The organism is Nocardioides sp. JCM 18998 (genome assembly GCF_055391535.1).
Genome location: NZ_AP043886.1, coordinates 798,944 through 814,980 on the forward strand (window position 1 = coordinate 798,944; position 16,037 = coordinate 814,980).

15 protein-coding genes are annotated in these 16,037 nt (G+C 70.1%); 3 read left to right on the top strand and 12 right to left on the bottom strand.

Annotation, left to right across the window (positions count from 1 at the left end):
• The first annotated feature begins 152 nt into the window (after positions 1–152).
• Positions 153–1,667 carry an MFS transporter gene (locus ACZ5L9_RS03810; RefSeq protein ID WP_464534093.1) on the top strand — a complete coding sequence of 505 codons (1,515 nt, stop codon included), beginning with the start codon at positions 153–155 and terminating at the stop codon, positions 1,665–1,667.
• Positions 1,668–1,727: 60 nt separating this feature from the next.
• Here ACZ5L9_RS03810 and ACZ5L9_RS03815 read toward each other — a convergent pair whose 3' ends face one another.
• Positions 1,728–3,377 (bottom strand): FAD-binding protein, encoded by a 1,650-nt coding sequence (locus tag ACZ5L9_RS03815; protein ID WP_464534096.1) that lies wholly within the window; start codon positions 3,375–3,377, stop codon positions 1,728–1,730.
• A 71-nt stretch (positions 3,378–3,448) separates the two neighbouring features.
• On the opposite strand from ACZ5L9_RS03815, the gene ACZ5L9_RS03820 reads away from it, so the two are divergent.
• Positions 3,449–4,072 (top strand): TetR/AcrR family transcriptional regulator, encoded by a 624-nt coding sequence (locus ACZ5L9_RS03820; protein ID WP_464534099.1) that lies wholly within the window; start codon positions 3,449–3,451, stop codon positions 4,070–4,072.
• A 12-nt stretch (positions 4,073–4,084) separates the two neighbouring features.
• On the opposite strand, the gene ACZ5L9_RS03825 is transcribed toward ACZ5L9_RS03820, so the two are convergent.
• The 9 genes from ACZ5L9_RS03825 to ACZ5L9_RS03865 form a co-directional block, all read right to left on the bottom strand.
• Positions 4,085–5,311 carry a CaiB/BaiF CoA transferase family protein gene (locus ACZ5L9_RS03825; RefSeq protein ID WP_464534104.1) on the bottom strand — a complete coding sequence of 409 codons (1,227 nt, stop codon included), beginning with the start codon at positions 5,309–5,311 and terminating at the stop codon, positions 4,085–4,087.
• A gap of 121 nt (positions 5,312–5,432) precedes the next feature.
• The gene (locus tag ACZ5L9_RS03830; protein ID WP_464534108.1) at positions 5,433–6,932 is read right to left on the bottom strand and encodes an aldehyde dehydrogenase family protein; all 1,500 of its coding nucleotides are present in this window, start codon (positions 6,930–6,932) and stop codon (positions 5,433–5,435) included.
• Between the two features lie 7 nt (positions 6,933–6,939).
• Entirely contained in the window at positions 6,940–7,821 is an 882-nt protein-coding gene (locus ACZ5L9_RS03835) for a mycofactocin-coupled SDR family oxidoreductase (RefSeq protein ID WP_464534112.1), read from the bottom strand.
• 46 nt (positions 7,822–7,867) lie between these two features.
• Positions 7,868–8,683 (bottom strand): carboxymuconolactone decarboxylase family protein, encoded by an 816-nt coding sequence (locus ACZ5L9_RS03840; RefSeq protein ID WP_464534115.1) that lies wholly within the window; start codon positions 8,681–8,683, stop codon positions 7,868–7,870.
• 114 nt (positions 8,684–8,797) lie between these two features.
• Positions 8,798–9,391 (bottom strand): TetR/AcrR family transcriptional regulator, encoded by a 594-nt coding sequence (locus ACZ5L9_RS03845; RefSeq protein WP_464534118.1) that lies wholly within the window; start codon positions 9,389–9,391, stop codon positions 8,798–8,800.
• Positions 9,392–9,419: 28 nt separating this feature from the next.
• Positions 9,420–10,202 (bottom strand): sugar phosphate isomerase/epimerase family protein, encoded by a 783-nt coding sequence (locus ACZ5L9_RS03850; protein ID WP_464534122.1) that lies wholly within the window; start codon positions 10,200–10,202, stop codon positions 9,420–9,422.
• The gene (locus ACZ5L9_RS03855; protein ID WP_464534126.1) at positions 10,202–11,443 is read right to left on the bottom strand and encodes a CaiB/BaiF CoA transferase family protein; all 1,242 of its coding nucleotides are present in this window, start codon (positions 11,441–11,443) and stop codon (positions 10,202–10,204) included. The genes ACZ5L9_RS03850 and ACZ5L9_RS03855 overlap by 1 nt, the downstream gene beginning before the upstream one ends.
• Before the next feature lie 12 nt (positions 11,444–11,455).
• Entirely contained in the window at positions 11,456–12,982 is a 1,527-nt protein-coding gene (locus ACZ5L9_RS03860; RefSeq protein ID WP_464534129.1) for an aldehyde dehydrogenase family protein, read from the bottom strand.
• 51 nt (positions 12,983–13,033) lie between these two features.
• Positions 13,034–13,321, bottom strand: coding sequence for a hypothetical protein (locus tag ACZ5L9_RS03865; protein WP_464534134.1), 288 nt, complete (start codon positions 13,319–13,321; stop codon positions 13,034–13,036).
• A gap of 93 nt (positions 13,322–13,414) precedes the next feature.
• Between ACZ5L9_RS03865 and ACZ5L9_RS03870 the strand changes: the two genes are divergently transcribed.
• Positions 13,415–14,407: a DUF2889 domain-containing protein gene (locus ACZ5L9_RS03870; RefSeq protein WP_464534138.1), complete on the top strand. Its 993-nt coding sequence runs from the start codon at positions 13,415–13,417 to the stop codon at positions 14,405–14,407.
• Positions 14,408–14,426: 19 nt separating this feature from the next.
• Here ACZ5L9_RS03870 and ACZ5L9_RS03875 read toward each other — a convergent pair whose 3' ends face one another.
• A complete protein-coding gene (locus ACZ5L9_RS03875) occupies positions 14,427–15,278 on the bottom strand; it encodes an alpha/beta fold hydrolase (RefSeq protein ID WP_464534142.1) in 852 nt (283 codons plus the stop codon).
• The gene (locus tag ACZ5L9_RS03880; RefSeq protein ID WP_464534145.1) at positions 15,278–16,030 is read right to left on the bottom strand and encodes an SDR family NAD(P)-dependent oxidoreductase; all 753 of its coding nucleotides are present in this window, start codon (positions 16,028–16,030) and stop codon (positions 15,278–15,280) included. Before ACZ5L9_RS03880 ends, ACZ5L9_RS03875 begins: the two co-directional genes overlap by 1 nt.
• Between the last annotated feature and the right edge of the window lie 7 nt (positions 16,031–16,037).

Below are 16,037 nucleotides of genomic sequence, written 5' to 3' on the forward strand. Positions count from 1 at the left end.
ATCTAACTGGATAAAAGGTTCGACCTTATTAAATACATCACTCAGTGCAGAATCCGACGTCGCCGTGGACTGCATCGGTCTTCCCTCATGATCGAGCAATTAGTTATATTCTTCAACTGTTGATTTGCTCGCTCGACGAATAGGAGCCGACCGTGAGCCAGGACCTCGCCGATCTCCCCGCGCTCGACGACGGCGAGCTCAGCCACCGCGAGATCATGCTGGCGATGTCGGGGACCATGCTCGGCATGTTCGTCGCGCTGCTGTCCGGCGCGATCGTGATCAACGCGCTGCCGCGGATCGTCCCGGAGCTCGGCGGCAGCCAGACCGGCTACACGTGGGTCATCGTCGCGAGCTTCCTCACCCTGACCACGTTCAACCCGGTCTGGGGCAAGCTCGCCGACCTGTTCAACGTGCGCCAGCTGGTCACCATCGCGCTGGCCATCTACGTCCTCGGCGGGGTGCTGGGCACGACGGCGCAGAACATCCCGATGCTGATCGGCGCCCGAGCCGTCATCGGCCTCGGCATGGGCGGCATCAGCACCCTGGGGCAGGTCGTCATCGCCCGCCTCGCTCCCCCGCGGCTGCGCGGCAAGTACGCGGGCTACTCCGGCATCTCCTACGCCCTGGGCACCGTCTGCGGGCCGCTCGTCGGCGGCATCATCGCCGACTCGCCCCTCGGGTGGCGCGGCTGCTTCTGGGTCCCGCTCCCCCTCGCCCTGGTCGCCGTGCTGCTCGCCCGCCGCACGCTGAAGATCGAGCACGTCCGGCGCGAGGCGCGCATCGACTACCTCGGCGGCACCCTGCTCATCACCGGCATCGGGCTGCTGCTCGTGCTGCTCTCGCTGGGCGGGGAGAAGTTCCCCTGGGCCTCCGGCACCTCGTTCGCCCTCGCCGGCGGGTCGGCCGTGCTGCTCGCGGCGCTCGTCGTCGTCGAGCTGCGGATCGCCCCGGAGCCGATCATCCAGCTGCGCTTCTTCCGCAAGCGGACCATCTCCCTGATGGTGCTGTCCGCGGGCCTGATCGGCATCGCGCCCTACAGCGCGACCGTCTACCTCTCGGAGTACTACCAGTACGCCCACGGACTGACCCCGACGCAGGCCGGCCTGCTGACCATCCCGATGATCCTAGGCATCACCGGCACCGGCGTCGTCTCCGGGCGGATCGTCGCCCGTACGGGCAGGTGGAAGCCGGTCGCGCTGACCGGTCTCACCGTCCTCATCACCGGGATGCTGCTCATCGGCACCGCCGATCGGCACACCGCCGTCGGCCTGGTCTCCGGGTTCAGCTTCGTGCTCGGCGTCGGGATGGGCTCGACGACGCAGAACATGGTGCTCGCGGTGCAGAACGTCGTCGCGGACTCGGTGGTCGGCTCGGCGACCTCGCTGGTCTTCTTCGCCCAGTCACTGGGCGGCACCGTCGGCATCACCATCCTCGGGGCCACCCTCAGCCGCCGCGTCGCGGCGAAGCTGCCCGAGCTGGGCGGGAGCCTGCCCGACCCGGCCCACCTGCCCGAGGCCATCCGCGAGACCTACCAGGTGGTGATGGGGCACAGCATCACCCACCTCTTCGCCCTGATGGCGCCGCAGGCGCTGCTCGCCGTCGGGCTGTGCCTGCTGACCGCCGGCACCCGGATGCGCACCAGCCGGGCGCTCGACGAGGCCGCCTGAGTCGACGACAGCACGAAGGGGCCGGTCATCCGACCGGCCCCTTCGTGCTGTCGCAGCGGCTCAGCCCGCGACGTGCCGCGCGGCCGCGTACCCGAAGATGATCGTGTTCGCGATGCTCGCGCCCGGGCCGGGGTAGGTCCGGCCCATCACGGTCGCGGTGATGTTGCCGGTCGCGTACAGCCCCGGGATCGGCTGATCGTCCTCGCCGAGCACGCGGGCGTGCTCGTCGGTGATGACGCCACCGCAGGTGCCCACGTCGGCCGGGATGATCTTGGCCGCGTAGAAGGGTCCCTGCAGGATCGGGCCGACCGCCGGGTTGGGGACCTTGCCGTTGGGGTCGCCCATGCACCGGTTGTACGCCGACTCACCACGGTGGAACTGCGGGTCCTTGCCGTTCACCGCATCCTTGTTCCAGGTCGCGACGGTCTCGGCGAGCACGGCCGGCGGGACGTCGATCTGGGCGGCGAGGGCCTCGATGGTGTCGGCGCGCTTGAGCGCACCGCTCTCGATCACGCCGGGCGGCAGCGCACCGGGCTTGCCCTTCCCGTTGACGTACCGCTTGCGGTAGTCGTCGTCATGGATCAGCCAGGCGGTGCCGTCGCTCTGGGCGAACATGCCCTTGGCCACCTCGACCATCGAGTTCGCCTCGTTGACGAAGCGACGCCCGCTGTTGGTGACGAGGATCGTGTTGGGCCGCTGACGGCCCTGGCCGACGGTGGTCGCGGCCAGCTCGGGGAGCGTGTTGGGCAGCCACCAGGCCTCGTCGAGCAGGTCCGTCTTCGCACCGAGCGCGATCGCCTGCTCCAGGACCTCGCCGGTGTCGCCGGGGTTCGAGACGGAGTACGTCGCGTCGGCCGGCTGGGTGTTCTCGCTGAACTTGCGGCGCATCTCCCCGTTCCGGCTGAAGCCGCCGGCGGCGAGCAGCACGCCCCGGTTGGCCCGGATGCGGACCGGGCGACCGTCCTTGATCGCCACGATGCCCACGACCCGTCCGCCCTCGACGACGAGCTCCTTGACCGGCGTCTCGAGCCAGATCGGGATCTGCTGGCGCTGGGCGATCTGCACGAGATTGGCGATCAGCGCCGAGCCGTTGGTGAGCAGGCGCTTGCGCCGCACCTTGCCCCAGACGGTGCGCATGCCGATCCGCATGGCGACGACGAAGGCGCGCAACGAGCGATTGACGTACTGCACCGAGCGGAGCTCGTTGGTGTAGACCGTCATGCCGATCATGCTGGCGATGCCGGGCAGCATCCGGTCGGCGTAGTCCGGGATCTGCCGGGCATCGAACGGCCTGCACTCGACCGAGCGGCCGCGGTCGACGCCGCCCTCGAGGCTGCTGTAGTAGTCGGAGTATCCCTCGGCGCGGATGAAGCGCACGCCCTTCGCCCGCAGCACGTCGATGACCTCGCTGCCGAGCCGGATATAGGTCTCGCGGCGGGCACGGGAGGAGTACGGGCCGACGTCGCCGATCACGGAGTCGAAGTACGCCATGCCGTTCTCGAACGAGTCCTTGACGCCGTCCTCGCGCATGAGCGGGTTGTTCGGCACCCACAGCACGCCGCCGGACATCGAGGTCGATCCGCCGACGTGCGGCATCTTCTCGACGACGAGCGTCGAGAGCCCGGCATCGCTTCCCGCGATGGCCGCCGTCAGCCCGCCACCGCCGCTGCCGACGGAGATGAGGTCGACGGTCTGGTCCCACTCGGACATACAAGCCCTCCCATATAAAGGCAGATGATTTGAACAATATGCCACATCGCAACGGATGCGAGAATGGCCTCATGGCAGGCGCGAAGGGACGGTCGGGGCGACCGGCGACCACCTCACACGACGAGATCGCCGCGACGGCCGTGGCGCTGTTCCAGGCGAAGGGCTACGCCGCGACCTCGATCACCGACATCGCCGCCGGAGTCGGCATCGCGCGCCGCACCTTCTTCTCCTACTTCGCCTCGAAGTCCGACGCGTACTGGTGGGACGACGACAAGAGCTACGCGGCCGCCGAGGCCGCGCTCACGGCACTGCCCGCCGACGACACGACCCCACCCCTGCAGCAGGTCATCGACACCGCGATGAAGGCGCCCTCCTGGCTGAACACGACCAAGGAGGCCACCCGTGCGCGCTACCAGATGATCGAGGAGAACCCCGAGCTCCAGCCCGGGGCACTGCGCTCACAGCAGCGCTGGAGCAAGCTCATCACCGACCACCTGCGCCGACGCATCGGCACCACCACGGCCGACCTGCTGCCGGCGGTGATCGCAGCCGCGCTGATCGGCGTCGCCCAGGCGGTGGTGGTGCGCTGGGCGTACAGCGACGACGAGAGGCCGCTGCCCGAGATCTTCGACGACAACGTCGGCATCGTGCGACGCGCCTTCGAGGAGTCGGTCAGCGACCACCTCATCCACTGACACGGGGGCTGCTCAGGTGGCCGCGCCCGCGATCTTGAGGTCGAGGATCTGCTCCTCGGAGAGCCCGAACTCGGCGAGGATCTCGTCGGTGTGCTCCGCGAAGAGCGGCGCACGGCTGGTCGGCAGCGGGGTGTGGTCGAACATGATCGGGTTGGTCACCAGCCGACGCTCGACGCCGTCGGCGTCCGTCACCGTCTGGATCTGACCGTTGGCGATCAGGTCGGCGTCGCTGGCCATGTCCCAGCCGTCCTGGACCGGCGCCCACTGGCCGTTGAGCTCCTGCAGGATCGCGACCCACTCCTCGAACGTCTTGGTCGCGAACTGCGCCTCGAGGAGGTCCCGCGCCTCGACCGCGTTGGCCATGATGTTGTCGGCGGAGCTGAACCGCTCGTCGTCGATCAGCTCGGGCAGGCCGATGGTCTTGCAGGTCTCGGCCCAGTAGGCGCCCGGCTGCAGCATCATCAGCGTGATCCAGCGCTCGTCCTGGGTCCGGTAGGTCCCGGTGAGCGGGTTGCCGCCCTCGCGCTTCATCGGCCCCTTCGGCAGGTGGCCGCCGACCATCATCGCGAGGTTGATGTTGAACTGCGTCGCCCAGGCGCCGAGGCCGAGCAGGGAGACGTCGACAGTAGTGGCCTCGCCGGTGCGCTCGCGGTGGAAGAGCGCCGTGACGATGGCGCCGGCGATGGTGAGGCCGCCGATGTTGTCGCCGTACGCGCCGCCGGGCTGGTTGGCCAGGTACGGCGAGTCGGACGGGGTCGCACCCTCGGCGCTGCCGCCGCGGGCCCAGAACGCGCTGCCGTCGTAGCCGCCCTTGCGGGCGTCCGGGCCGAGCGGGCCGAAGGCGCTGCCGACGGTGTAGATGATGTTCGGGTTGACCGCGCGGATGTCCTCGAGCGTGATGCCGAGCTTCTCCCGGGCGGCCGGGGTGAAGTTGGTCAGGAACACGTCACAGGACTTCGCCATCTCGAGCAACGCCGCGCGGCCCTCGGGCTTCTCCAGCGCGAGGCCGACGCTGCGCTTGCCGCGGTTCGGACCCTCCATGATCGGCACGAAGGAGGAGCCCTCCGAGGCGCCGGCGAGACCGAGCACCGTCAGCAGGCCGCGCTGAGCGTCGCCCTTCTCCGCGTGCTCGACCTTGATGACGTCCGCGCCCCACTCGGCGAGGACCGCGCCGGCGACCGGCACGAACGTGAACTGCGCGACCTCGAGGACGCGGATGCCTTCCATGGGGCGGACCACGGCATTACTCCTTCATGCTGCGGCGGGAGCGACGACCGCTCCGGCCTGGATGTGACGCAGGCAACATAACGTGATGAAACCATCGAACGGAAGAGAAGGGTCCAATCATTTCACTGATTGATCACATCTGACCGAGCGGGATGCGGATGTTCTTCACCTGGAGGAACTCGTGCAGGCCCTCGAGCCCGCCCGCGCGGCCGACGCCGCTCTGCTTGTAGCCGCCGTACGGGCTCTGCGGCTGCATGTCGCTGTAGGTGTTGACCCAGACCGAGCCGGCCTCCAGGCCCTTCGCCATCCGGTGCGCCCGGCCGAGGTCCTGGGTGAACACGAACGCGTTGAGGCCGTAGTCGGAGTCGTTGGCGAGCGCGAGCGCCTCGGCCTCGTCCGCGAACGGGATCACCGAGACGACCGGGCCGAAGGTCTCGACCTGCGCCAGCGGCGAGGTGTTGTCGACCCGGGAGAAGACCGTGGGCTCGATGAAGTAGCCCTCCGCGAGCTCGCCGCCGAGCCGCCTGCCGCCGAGCACCAGCTCGCCGTACCGGCGATCGACGGCCTCGTCGATGACGCCCATGATCCGATCCACCGCCGCCTGGTTGACCACCGGGCCGACCAGGGTCGCCGGATCCCACGGGTCGCCCACCTTCGCGGCGGCGACGACCGCCAGCATCCTCTCCAGGAACGGGTCGTAGACGCTCTCCTGGACGAGGATCCTGCTGCCGCAGGCGCAGCTCTGCCCGGACTGGGTCAACGGACCCTGGAACGCCGCGATCTGGGCCGCGACGTCGAGATCGGCGTCGGCGAAGATCACGTTGGCGTTCTTGCCGCCGAGCTCGGTGGCGACCGGCGTCAGGTTGTCGGCGGCCGCGTGGATGATCCGGCGCGCTGTCGCCCCGCCACCCGTGAAGTGGATCTTGTCCACCCCGCGGTGGCGCACCATCAGCTCGCTGCCCTGGGGCCCGGCGGGCAGGACGTTGACCAGCCCGGCGGGCAGGCCGGCGCGCAGCGCCAGCTGCCCGAAGTGGTACGGCGCGAACGGCGTGAGCTCCGGCGGCTTGATCAGCACGGCGTTGCCGGCCGCGAGCGCCGCGCACGCGTTGATCCCGACCGGCACCATCGGGCCGTTCCACGGGAGGATGGTGAGCACCACCCCGTACGGCTCGTGGTCGACCAGGTTGACCACCTGATCGTTGGGATAGGGCGACACCGGACCGGTCGAGCCTGTCGACTTGTCCACGAAGCCGGCGAAGTAGCGCAGGTAGCGCTCGGTGAGCATCGACGTCGCCGCGAAGCTGATCGGCACCGCGTAGTCGTGCACCGAGAGCCGGCCGAACTCGCCGAACTCCTCGCCGATGAGGTCGGCGAGGTCGAGCAGGCGGTCGCGGCGTCTCTCCGGCGCCCACGACATCCACTCGCGCTGGGCGTCGTGCGCGGTGCGCACGGCGAGGTCGATCTCCGCCTGTCCGGCGAGCGGGATCGTCGCGTCGACCCGGCCGGTGCCCGCGAAGACGTGGTCGTACGTGCCGCCCGTGGTGGCCGCGAGGGTGTCGCCGCCGATCAGGACCGTGCTCGTGGGCAGCTCGCCGCCCACGGCGGCCGCGGTGTCGAGGTCGGGTGCGGTCATGGTGTCCTCAGTCCTCCCGCCGGGGGTAGACCGGCTCGCGGTAGGTGACGTCGCGATCGGGCGCGAGCGCGAAGCCGCCGTCGAGGGGGAAGTTGACGCCGGTGATGTACCAGGCCTCGTCCGAGACCAGCCACGCCACCGCGTTGGCGACGTCGGACGCCTCGAGCATGTCGAAGGGAAGGGCGTTCTCCATGCCGGCGATCGCCGTCTTCCCGCCCTGGCGGGCGTACTCCACGATCGCCCGCATCGAGGGGTTGTCCGTCATCCCGCTGTTGACGGCCGTCGGGTGGATCGTGTTGACCCGGATCCGCTCCGGCGCGAGCTCGAGCGCGAAGTTCTGGCACAGCGCGACCAGTGCTCGCTTGGAGGCGGCGTACGCGTTGCCGGCGCCGCCGATGCTGGCGGTGGCGCGCAGGCCGGCGGTGGAGCTGGTCAGGATGATCGATCCGCCGCGACCGCCCTCCCGGATCCGGTCGGTGGCCACCCGCAGGGTGTAGTAGGCACCGGACAGGTTGGTGTCGAGGACGTCGCGCCACTCCTGGACGACGTCCTCCTCCTGCGCCATCCGCACGATCCCGGCGTTGGCGATGACGATGTCGAGCCGGTCGAACTCGGCGTACGCCTCCTCGAAGGCGGTCTTGAGCGCGTCGTAGTCGCGGACGTCGGCCTTCTTGACGACCATCCGCCGCCCCTCCTTCTCCACGAGGCGCTGGGTCTCGAGGAGGTCCTCCCAGGTCGCGTTGGAGTAGGTCATGGTGGCGACGTCCTCGCAGATGTCGACGCCGATGATGTCGGCGCCGTCCTGGGCGAGACGGATGCAGTGGGCGCGGCCCTGGCCACGGGCGGCGCCGGTGACGAAGGCGACCTTGCCCTCGAGTCCCTTGCTCATCTTGGTGAACCCTTCTGTCGGTTGTCCGGTGGTGGTGAGGAGGTGGTCAGCTGTCGGCTGGCACGGGAGACAGGTGTTCGCGCAGCGCTGACATCCAGCCGCGCCCGTCCTGGATCCGCTCCCAGGCGTCCTCGGCGAAGCGCTGGGTCTGGGCGGCCAGCTCCATCCCGGAGTAGGCGGCGATCGTCGCGATGACGTCGCCCATCTGGTCGCGGTCGAGGTGGCCCGACTGGAGCGCCGACCCGACGTGGTTGAGCATCGGGACGTACGCCTGCTCGACCATCACGCACGGCAGCGTGATGAAGCGGCGCTCGCGCGCGCCGAGGCCCGGCCGGCGCCAGAGGTGTCCGAAGACGAAGCCCACGATGCCGGAGTTGCGGTAGTAGGTGTTCGTGTCCGGTGCCGGGATGAGGTTGACCTCGAGGAACGTCTCGCGACCGGCGTCGAGACGCTCGTCCCAGTCGACCAGGCCCAGGTGCGCGTCGGCGGGGTCCAGCGTGGGCAGCGCCTCGAGGGCCTCGCCACGCTCGGCGCGGAGCCGGTCGTACGCCGCGAGGATCGCGCTCTCGATGGTGGAGGCCTTCGGCCAGCCGCAGTAGATCGCGAAGTGCAGGACCCACTCGAGCAGCTCCTGGACGGTGAGGTCGCCGCTGGCGAGCGCCGCGTAGGCGTGGTCGTCCATCTGCTGGAGGTCCTGCGCCCAGGCGACGCAGACCAGGGTCACGAGCCGGCGCTCGCGCCGGGTGATGTGCGTGCCGTTCCACACGGTGGTGAAGGCGTAGCGCTCGGCCGGCGTCAGCGCGTCCGGCGGCTCGGTGGCCATCACGGCCCGGTAGGTGTCACGGGCGAGTTCGTCGGTCACGATCACTCCATTCGTGGGCGAGGTGCCTTGCTTGGAGTTGCGATCATGCACGAACCGTACGTCTATGTACGTTTAATTGTGAGATTGATCATATAACTTGTTAGCGGAACGAGATCAGCTCTCCGGGAGGCGGAAGAGCGCCATCCGCAGCAGCCGGGCGACCCGATCGAAGCTGTTCGGCAGGCCGCGCTCGATGTCGGCCGCCGTCGAGGTGTCGGCCATGTGGAGCGTGAGCATGATGTCCGCGACGGTGACGCCCGGACGGACGATGCCGGCCTCGCGGCCGGGTCCGAGCAACGACTCGAACGCCGCGATCGTGCGGTCCGAGAGGTCACGGAACTCCTCGGCGCCGACACCGAGCATCACGCGGGTGATCCCGAGGTGCTCGGTCGTGCTGCGCAGGACCGCGTCGTAGAACGCGACGATGCCGTCGGGCCGCCCCGCGAGCGCGCGGGCCTGCTCCTCGTGCCGCAGCACGTTGTCCTCGTAGACCGCTGCGGCGAGCTCCTCGCGGGTGGCGAAGTTGCGGTAGAGGGTCGTCCGGCTCACGCCGGCGGCCCGGGCGATCTCGTCGAAGGCCGCGTCGGGGCCCTGCGCGGCGAAGACCCGCCGGGCCGCGTCGAGCAGGTTGGCGCGGTTCTTGGCCGCGTCCCGGCGCTGGGCCGGTCGGCGTGCCAGCGTCCCGAGCGGCTCACCCACGGCTGCCATCTGGTCCTCCTCGTCTCGGGGGAGAACTCTAGAGCGCCGCCGGCGTCCAGTACGGCGCGCTGGTGTCGTACGCGAGCTTGGCGAACTCCTCGATGGAGTAGGCGTCCGCGCGCTCGCCCAGGAGGACCTCGACGCTGACCGAGCCGTTCCAGCCGGTCGCCAGGATCGTGTCGGCGAAGGCGGCGAGGTCGAGCTCGCCCTCCCCCGGCCAGGCGCGGCGGGTCATGGTCTCGGTCGCGTAGTCGTCGGAGATCGCCGGCAGCGCGTCGTCGAACTGGACGATCCCGAGGAGCTCCGGCTTCAGGTCGCGCAGCATCTCGAGGGTGCTGCCCGCCCGGTAGAAGTGGTAGCTGTCCACCATCAGCAGGGCACGGTCCTCACCGACCGCCTCGACGACCCCGAGCCCGTCGTCGATCGTGTTGATCACGGCGGGGCTGACCTCGAGGCAGCACGGGACGCCGAGGATCTCCGACACCCGGCCGATGCGATCGCAGCTCTCCTCGCTGATCGCCGTCCACAGCAGGGTCAGCACGGAGCCGGCGCCGGTGGCCCGCACGTACGGCGCCATCGCGCGCGCCTGGGCGAGGACGGTGTCCTCGTGCCGGGTGACGATCATCGAGGTGAAGTCGGAGCAGAGGAGGCCGTGCCGGTCGATCGTCGCGGCGACCGTGTCCGGGTCGACGTGACCCATCTGCTGCATGCCGAGCGTGACACCGTCGAACCCGGCCGACGCGACCGCTGCACAGTAGCGATCGAGGTCGGCCGGGCCGGTGATGTCGAACGCCGCGCTCGGGGCGAACGTGATCGGCATCAGGTGACGGCGTTCGCCAGCTTGAGGTCGATCAGCTCCTCGTCGGAGTAGCCGAGCTCGGCCAGGATCTCGTCGGTGTGCTCGGCGAAGGCCGGTCCTCGCTTGATCTGCGGGGCGGTCTCGTCGAACTGGACGGGGTTGAGCACCAGCTCACGCGGGTTGCCGTCGATGTCCTCGACCTGGGCGATGAGACCATTGGCGCGGACCTGCGGGTCCATGCCGGCCTCGTACGCGTTCTGGATGATCGCCCACTGTCCCTGGGCGCCCTTCATCCGGGTGCGGAACTCCTCGAGCGGGATCGTCGCGACGACCGCGGCGATCTCCTCGGCCGCCGCCCAGGCGTTCTCCATCACCTTCTCGGTGGTGTCGAAGCGCTCGTCGCTCAGCAGGTGGTCGGCGCCGATCCGCTGGCAGAAGTCGACCCAGTAGCGGCCCGGCTGGAGCATGCCCAGCTGGACCCAGCGACCGTCGCTGGTCCTGTACGGACCGCCCGAGAGCGGGTTGCGCGCCGAGCCGAACCTGCCCTCCGGGACGTACTTCGGCAGCGGGGCGTCGTTGAGCAGCGCCAGGTTGATGCCGAACTGCATCGCCCACACGCCGACCGAGAGCAGCGAGACGTCGACCACCGACGGCTCGCCGGTCGCGGATCGGGCGTAGAGCGCGGCGGCGATGCCGCCCGCGATCGTCTGACCGCCGATGTTGTCCCCGTACGCGCCCGTCGGCATGCCGATGAGGCGGTCGTAGTCGGACGGGGTGACGGCGTCGGCGCTGCCGGCCCGGGCCCAGTAGGCGGTCTGGTCGTACCCGCCGTTGGGACCCTCGTCGCCCTTGACGCCCATACCGGTGCCGCGGACGTAGATGACCTGCGGGTTGATCGCACGGACGTCCTCGAGCTCGATCCGCAGTGCCTTGCGGGTCGGCTCGCGGAAGTTGGTGACGAAGACGTCGGCCTCGGCGATGAGGCGCGTCAGCACCTCGTACCCGCCCTCGCTCTGGAGGTCGAGGCCGATCGAGCGCTTGCCGCGGTTGGGTCCCTCCATGATCGGGAAGAACTTCTGCGGCACGCCACCCTGGTCCAGGCCCAGGATGGAGACCAGGCCCCGCTGGGAGTCACCGGTCTCGTGGTGCTCGACCTTGACGACGTCGGCCCCCCAGTCGGCGAGGACGGCGCCCGAGGCCGGCGTGAAGGTGAACTGCGCCAGCTCGACGACCTTGACGCCCTTCATCGGTTGGTGCGGCATGGCGGCGCTGCCTCAGTGGCCGGCGGGGCGGGCGCCGGCGGGCAGGAAGCCCTCCGGCACGCCGATGGTCTTGGACTCCATGTACTCGGCGAAGCCCTCGTTGCCGTTGCGACGACCGAGGCCCGACTGCTTGGTGCCGCCGAACGGGCTGGTGAGCCCGAAGTAGCCGCCACCGTTGACGGTCGCCGAGCCGGTGTTGATCTGCTTGGCGATGTCGAAGGCGCGCTGCGGGTCGCCGGCGGTGACCTGGCCGGAGAGGCCGTAGATGGAGTCGTTCGCGATGGCGATCGCCTCCTCCTCCGTGTCGTACGGCGTGACCGAGAGGACCGGTCCGAAGACCTCGTTGAGGTAGAGGTCGGTGCCGGGCCGGACGTCGGCGAAGAGCGTGGGGCGGGTGTACCAGCCGGTCTCGAGGCCTTCGGGCTTGCCGACGCCGCCGGTGATCAGGCGGGCGCCGTCGTCGATGGCCTGCTGGATCATGCCCTGGACCTTGTTCCACTGGACGCCGGCGACCTGCGGGCCGGAGAGCCGGGTCGGGTCCCACGGGTTGCCGACCGGGAACTGCTCGAAGGCGGCCTTGAGGATCTCCAGGCCCTCCTCGTAGCGGCTGCGCGGCAGGAGCAGGCGGCTCGGGAGCACGCAGCTCTGGCCGGACTGGATGCAGGTGATCATGGCCGCGCCCGGCAGGAAGGTCGCGAAGTCGGCGTCCTCGGTGAGGATGTGGGCGGACTTGCCGCCGAGTTCGAGGACGGTCTTCTTCACGGTCGGGGCGGCGGCCTCGAGGATGCGGCGACCGGTCGCGGTCGAGCCGGTGAAGGAGATCATGTCGACGCGGGGGTCGCGGCTCAGCGCCGCGCCGACCTCGTTGTCGTTCGACGACACGACCTGGAAGATCCCGGCCGGGATGTCGGTCTCCTCGGCGATGATCCGGCCGTACGTGGTGCCGGAGTACGGCGTGAGCTGGGCCGGCTTGAGCACGACAGCGTTGCCCGCCATCAGCGCCGGGACGGTCTCGGCGATGTTGAGGTAGAGCGGGGTGTTCCAGGGGGTGATCGAGCCGACGACGCCGATCGGCGACCACTGCGTGAGCCGGCGCGACTTCATCCCGTAGCCCTCGTGCAGGCCGGTGTCCTCGAGGTAGTTCCAGCCCTTGCCCTTCTCGGCCCAGAAGGCCGGCTCGAGCAGCGGGGAGTCGATCTGCGCCATCGTGATGCTGACCGGGCAGCCGACCTCGCTGATGACGACGCGGCGAAGCTCCTCGCGGTGCCGGTCGAGCGCCTCGCTGAGCTGCATGAGGCAGTGGTGGCGGAAGTCGGCGTCCTCGCGCCACTGGCGGTTGGTGTCGAAGGCGTTGCGCGCGATGCCGATGGCGCGCTCCATGTCCGCCACCGTGCCGTCGGCCACCGTGCCGATGATCTCCTCGGTGGCCGGGTCCTCGACGTCGAACGTACGGCCGCCCTCGGCCTCGACGAGCTCGCCACCGATGAGCATCCGCTCCTCGCCGGCGAGAACACCACTCTCGTTCTGTACTGCGGTCATGCCGTGTGCTCCTTCGGGGATGGTGGGGTCCGGCCGCGCGGCGCGGGAGGGTCAGTCGGACGCGGGGAGGGGCTTGGCTTCCTTGATGACGAGGTCGTTGCCGGCGATGGTCAGCGGACCGGGGCCCGGCTTGACCACGAGGATCTCGATGCCCGAGGCCTCCTCGACGTAGCGCTTGCCGATGGCGTAGGACGCCTCGCCGGCCGGGCCGGGGGTCGCGTCGGTGCTCATCGGCTCGCCGGCGGCGAGCAGGTCCGCGTCGTGGGCGGGGGCGGTCACGACGACGACCTCGAGCGAGGAGGTCGAGGTCTTGAGGCGGGCTCCGGCAGTCAGGCTCACGTTCTTCTCCCTGTAGTGATCGGGTGTGACGAGGGTAATATATGAAATCGAAAGATTCAACTGATTATACTTAGTCGAGACGGAGTGTCCGAGGTGACGGCGATTCCCGGTGGCAGCACGATGCTCGACCCGACCCCGCGCGGAGCGCGACGGCGGACGACGACCCTGCTCGTCGTGCCCCGAGGCACCTGGAGCGCCGGCCAGACGATCACCGCGATCGGCCGCGACCTGGCCCTCGACGAGGATGGCACTCCACGCAGCGACCGGGAGCGGTTCGCGTTCGACGTCGACCCGGACGGCCGCGTCGTTCCGCTCCCCGAGGGTCACACCGTGCCCGAGGAGCTGCGGGGCGCGCCGGCCCAGCGGGGCCTGCGCAAGAGGCTGGCCCAGCTGCGCGCGGCCCGGAGCGACGGCGGGCTCGGCATCCTCGGCGCGCCGTACGGCCTCTACGAGACGATGCTCGACGACGTCGTCGGCACCTCGCTCGCCAGCGGCTACGGCCGGCTCTACGAGGGCTCGATCCGCGCCGACGACGAGGCGACGGGCACGGGGCGAAGCGCGGAGCCGCTCGCCGCGATGATGCAGATGACCTGCGTCGGCTTCAGCACGATGCATCGGCGCGGCGAGGAGTTCGACGTCCAGCGCTACTTCGAGGCCAAGCCGCCGAGCGTCGAGTTCGTCCCCGGCGACGAGCTCGCGTGGCACCAGGACCTCCCGATGCCGCCGAGCTCCTTCCGCCGGCGCCGGATGCTGCAGGTCTCCCCCGGCGAGGCCGGCCGGATCGCGGTGACGGGCTACTTCCGCGACACCTTCATGCGGCCCGACGGCATCGAGATGGTGGTGCACGAGTACGGCCTGACGGCGACGGTCTCGGGCGAGCCACCGGTGCTCGAGCGGGTGGAGGCCGTCCCCGGCAACCTCCCACTGGACCACTGCCCGCTGGCCGCGGACTCGGCCCTGAGGCTGACCGGTCTTCCCCTGACCGAGGTCGAGGCGACGGTCCGGCGCGACGTCGCGGGCCCGAGCGGGTGCACCCACCTGAACGACGAGCTGCGCTCGCTGCGCCTGGTCCGCGCGCTGCTGTGACGTCTCGCCGGCGGACGGACTAGTCGAGGCTCGCCAGGAAGTCGCGGACGGCGACGGTGAACCGGTCGTTGTCGTCGCCGGCGACCATGTGGCCGGCCTTCGCGACGACGGCGATCTGTGCGTGCGGGATCGCCTCGAGGAGCTCGTCGATCCCCTGGTCGCTGACGATGTCGGAGTCCTCGCCACGCACGATCAGGGTCGGGACGGTGATCCGCCGCGCCGCCTCCTCCAGCGGCTCGCCGGGGATCGGCGGCAGCTCGCTGATGTCGGTGGTGCGCGGCGTCATCGCGGGGTCCCAGTGCCAGTAGAACCGTCCGTCCTCGCGCTGCCGGACGTTCTTGCGCAGCCCGGAGATGTCCTTCGGCCGCGGACGCCCCTTGTACGCGGCCACTGCGTCCGCGACGTCCTCGAGCGTGTCGAAGCCGTCGACGTGTCGCATCATGAAGTCCCGGATCCGGGCCGCTCCGGCGACCTCGACCCGGGGCACCACGTCCACGAGGACCAGCGCGCGTCCCCACTGCGGCTCCTGCGCCTGGACCATCAGCGAGGTCAGGCCGCCGAGCGAGGCACCCACGTAGACGATGCCGGGGCCGATCCGCTCGGCCACGCGCACGATGTCGCGGACGTTGCCCTCCGGGCCGTAGTCGGCCTGCGGGTCCCAGTCGCTGTCGCCGTGCCCCCGCAGGTCGAGGGACCAGGTGGACCATCCCATCGCGGAGAGGACCTCTGCGGAGTGCCCCCAGGAGTGCCGGGTCTGGCCGCCGCCGTGCAGGAGCAGGACCTTCTTCGTCGGCTCGCCGGGGTAGAAGTCACCGCGGACGGTGAGCTTGTCGGCAGCGAACTCGACGGGCCGGTGGGTTGCAGCGGTCATCAGATGCGCACGTACCCTCCGTCGACCGACAGGGTCTGGCCGGTGACCCACTCCGCGGCCGGGGAGGCGAAGTACGCGACCGCCGCCGCCACGTCCGAGGGCTCGCCGAGCCGCTTGACGGCGTACTTGCTGGCGAGCTTGGCCGCCATCTCGTCACTCATCCCCGGCATCCTGATCGTGCTGAGGCTGATCGAGTTGCAGGTGACGCCGAAGCGGCCGACCTCGCCGGCGACCGAGCGCATGATCGCCGCGGCGGCAGCCTTGGAGCCGGCGTACATCGCCAGATTGGGGTCGCCGACCCGGGCCGAGTCGGAGACGATCGTGACGATGCGTCCCCAGCCCTGCTCGATCATCGCGGGGAGCGCCGCGCGGGTCATGAAGGCGACGCCGTAGACGTTGATGTCGACGAACTGTCGCCAGCTCTCGGTGGTCTCCTGGACGAAGGACGACAAGCCCATGCCCTGCGGCGGGATGCCGGCGTTGTTGACCAGGACACCGACGGCGCCGAGCTCGTTCGCCCGGGCGAAGATCTCCCGCACGGTCGCCTCGTCGGTGATGTCGCCCGCCGCGGCGACGGCCTTGCCGCCGGCCTCGGTGACGGCCGCGACCGCCTCGGCGGCACGCTCGGCGTTGATGTCGTTGATCGCGACGGCTGCGCCGCGTGCGGCGAGCTCGAGCGCGATGCCGAGGCCGACCCCGCGTCCGGCGCCGGTGATGAGGGCGACCCTGCCCGCGAGATCCTGGTCCGTCATGTCTCTG

What these genes read in the sequence shown, in the direction of transcription:
- ACZ5L9_RS03835 (WP_464534112.1), bottom strand. Translation starts at nt 7,821, where the DNA reads ATGAGCAAGGGACTCGAGGGCAAGGTCGCCTTCGTCACCGGCGCCGCC.
- ACZ5L9_RS03850 (WP_464534122.1), bottom strand. Translation starts at nt 10,202, where the DNA reads ATGCCGATCACGTTCGCCCCGAGCGCGGCGTTCGACATCACCGGCCCG.
- ACZ5L9_RS03860 (WP_464534129.1), bottom strand. Translation starts at nt 12,982, where the DNA reads ATGACCGCAGTACAGAACGAGAGTGGTGTTCTCGCCGGCGAGGAGCGG.
- ACZ5L9_RS03855 (WP_464534126.1), bottom strand. Translation starts at nt 11,443, where the DNA reads ATGCCGCACCAACCGATGAAGGGCGTCAAGGTCGTCGAGCTGGCGCAG.
- ACZ5L9_RS03880 (WP_464534145.1), bottom strand. Translation starts at nt 16,030, where the DNA reads ATGACGGACCAGGATCTCGCGGGCAGGGTCGCCCTCATCACCGGCGCC.
- ACZ5L9_RS03845 (WP_464534118.1), bottom strand. Translation starts at nt 9,391, where the DNA reads ATGGCAGCCGTGGGTGAGCCGCTCGGGACGCTGGCACGCCGACCGGCC.
- ACZ5L9_RS03875 (WP_464534142.1), bottom strand. Translation starts at nt 15,278, where the DNA reads ATGACCGCTGCAACCCACCGGCCCGTCGAGTTCGCTGCCGACAAGCTC.
- ACZ5L9_RS03820 (WP_464534099.1), top strand. Translation starts at nt 3,449, where the DNA reads ATGGCAGGCGCGAAGGGACGGTCGGGGCGACCGGCGACCACCTCACAC.
- ACZ5L9_RS03815 (WP_464534096.1), bottom strand. Translation starts at nt 3,377, where the DNA reads ATGTCCGAGTGGGACCAGACCGTCGACCTCATCTCCGTCGGCAGCGGC.
- ACZ5L9_RS03830 (WP_464534108.1), bottom strand. Translation starts at nt 6,932, where the DNA reads ATGACCGCACCCGACCTCGACACCGCGGCCGCCGTGGGCGGCGAGCTG.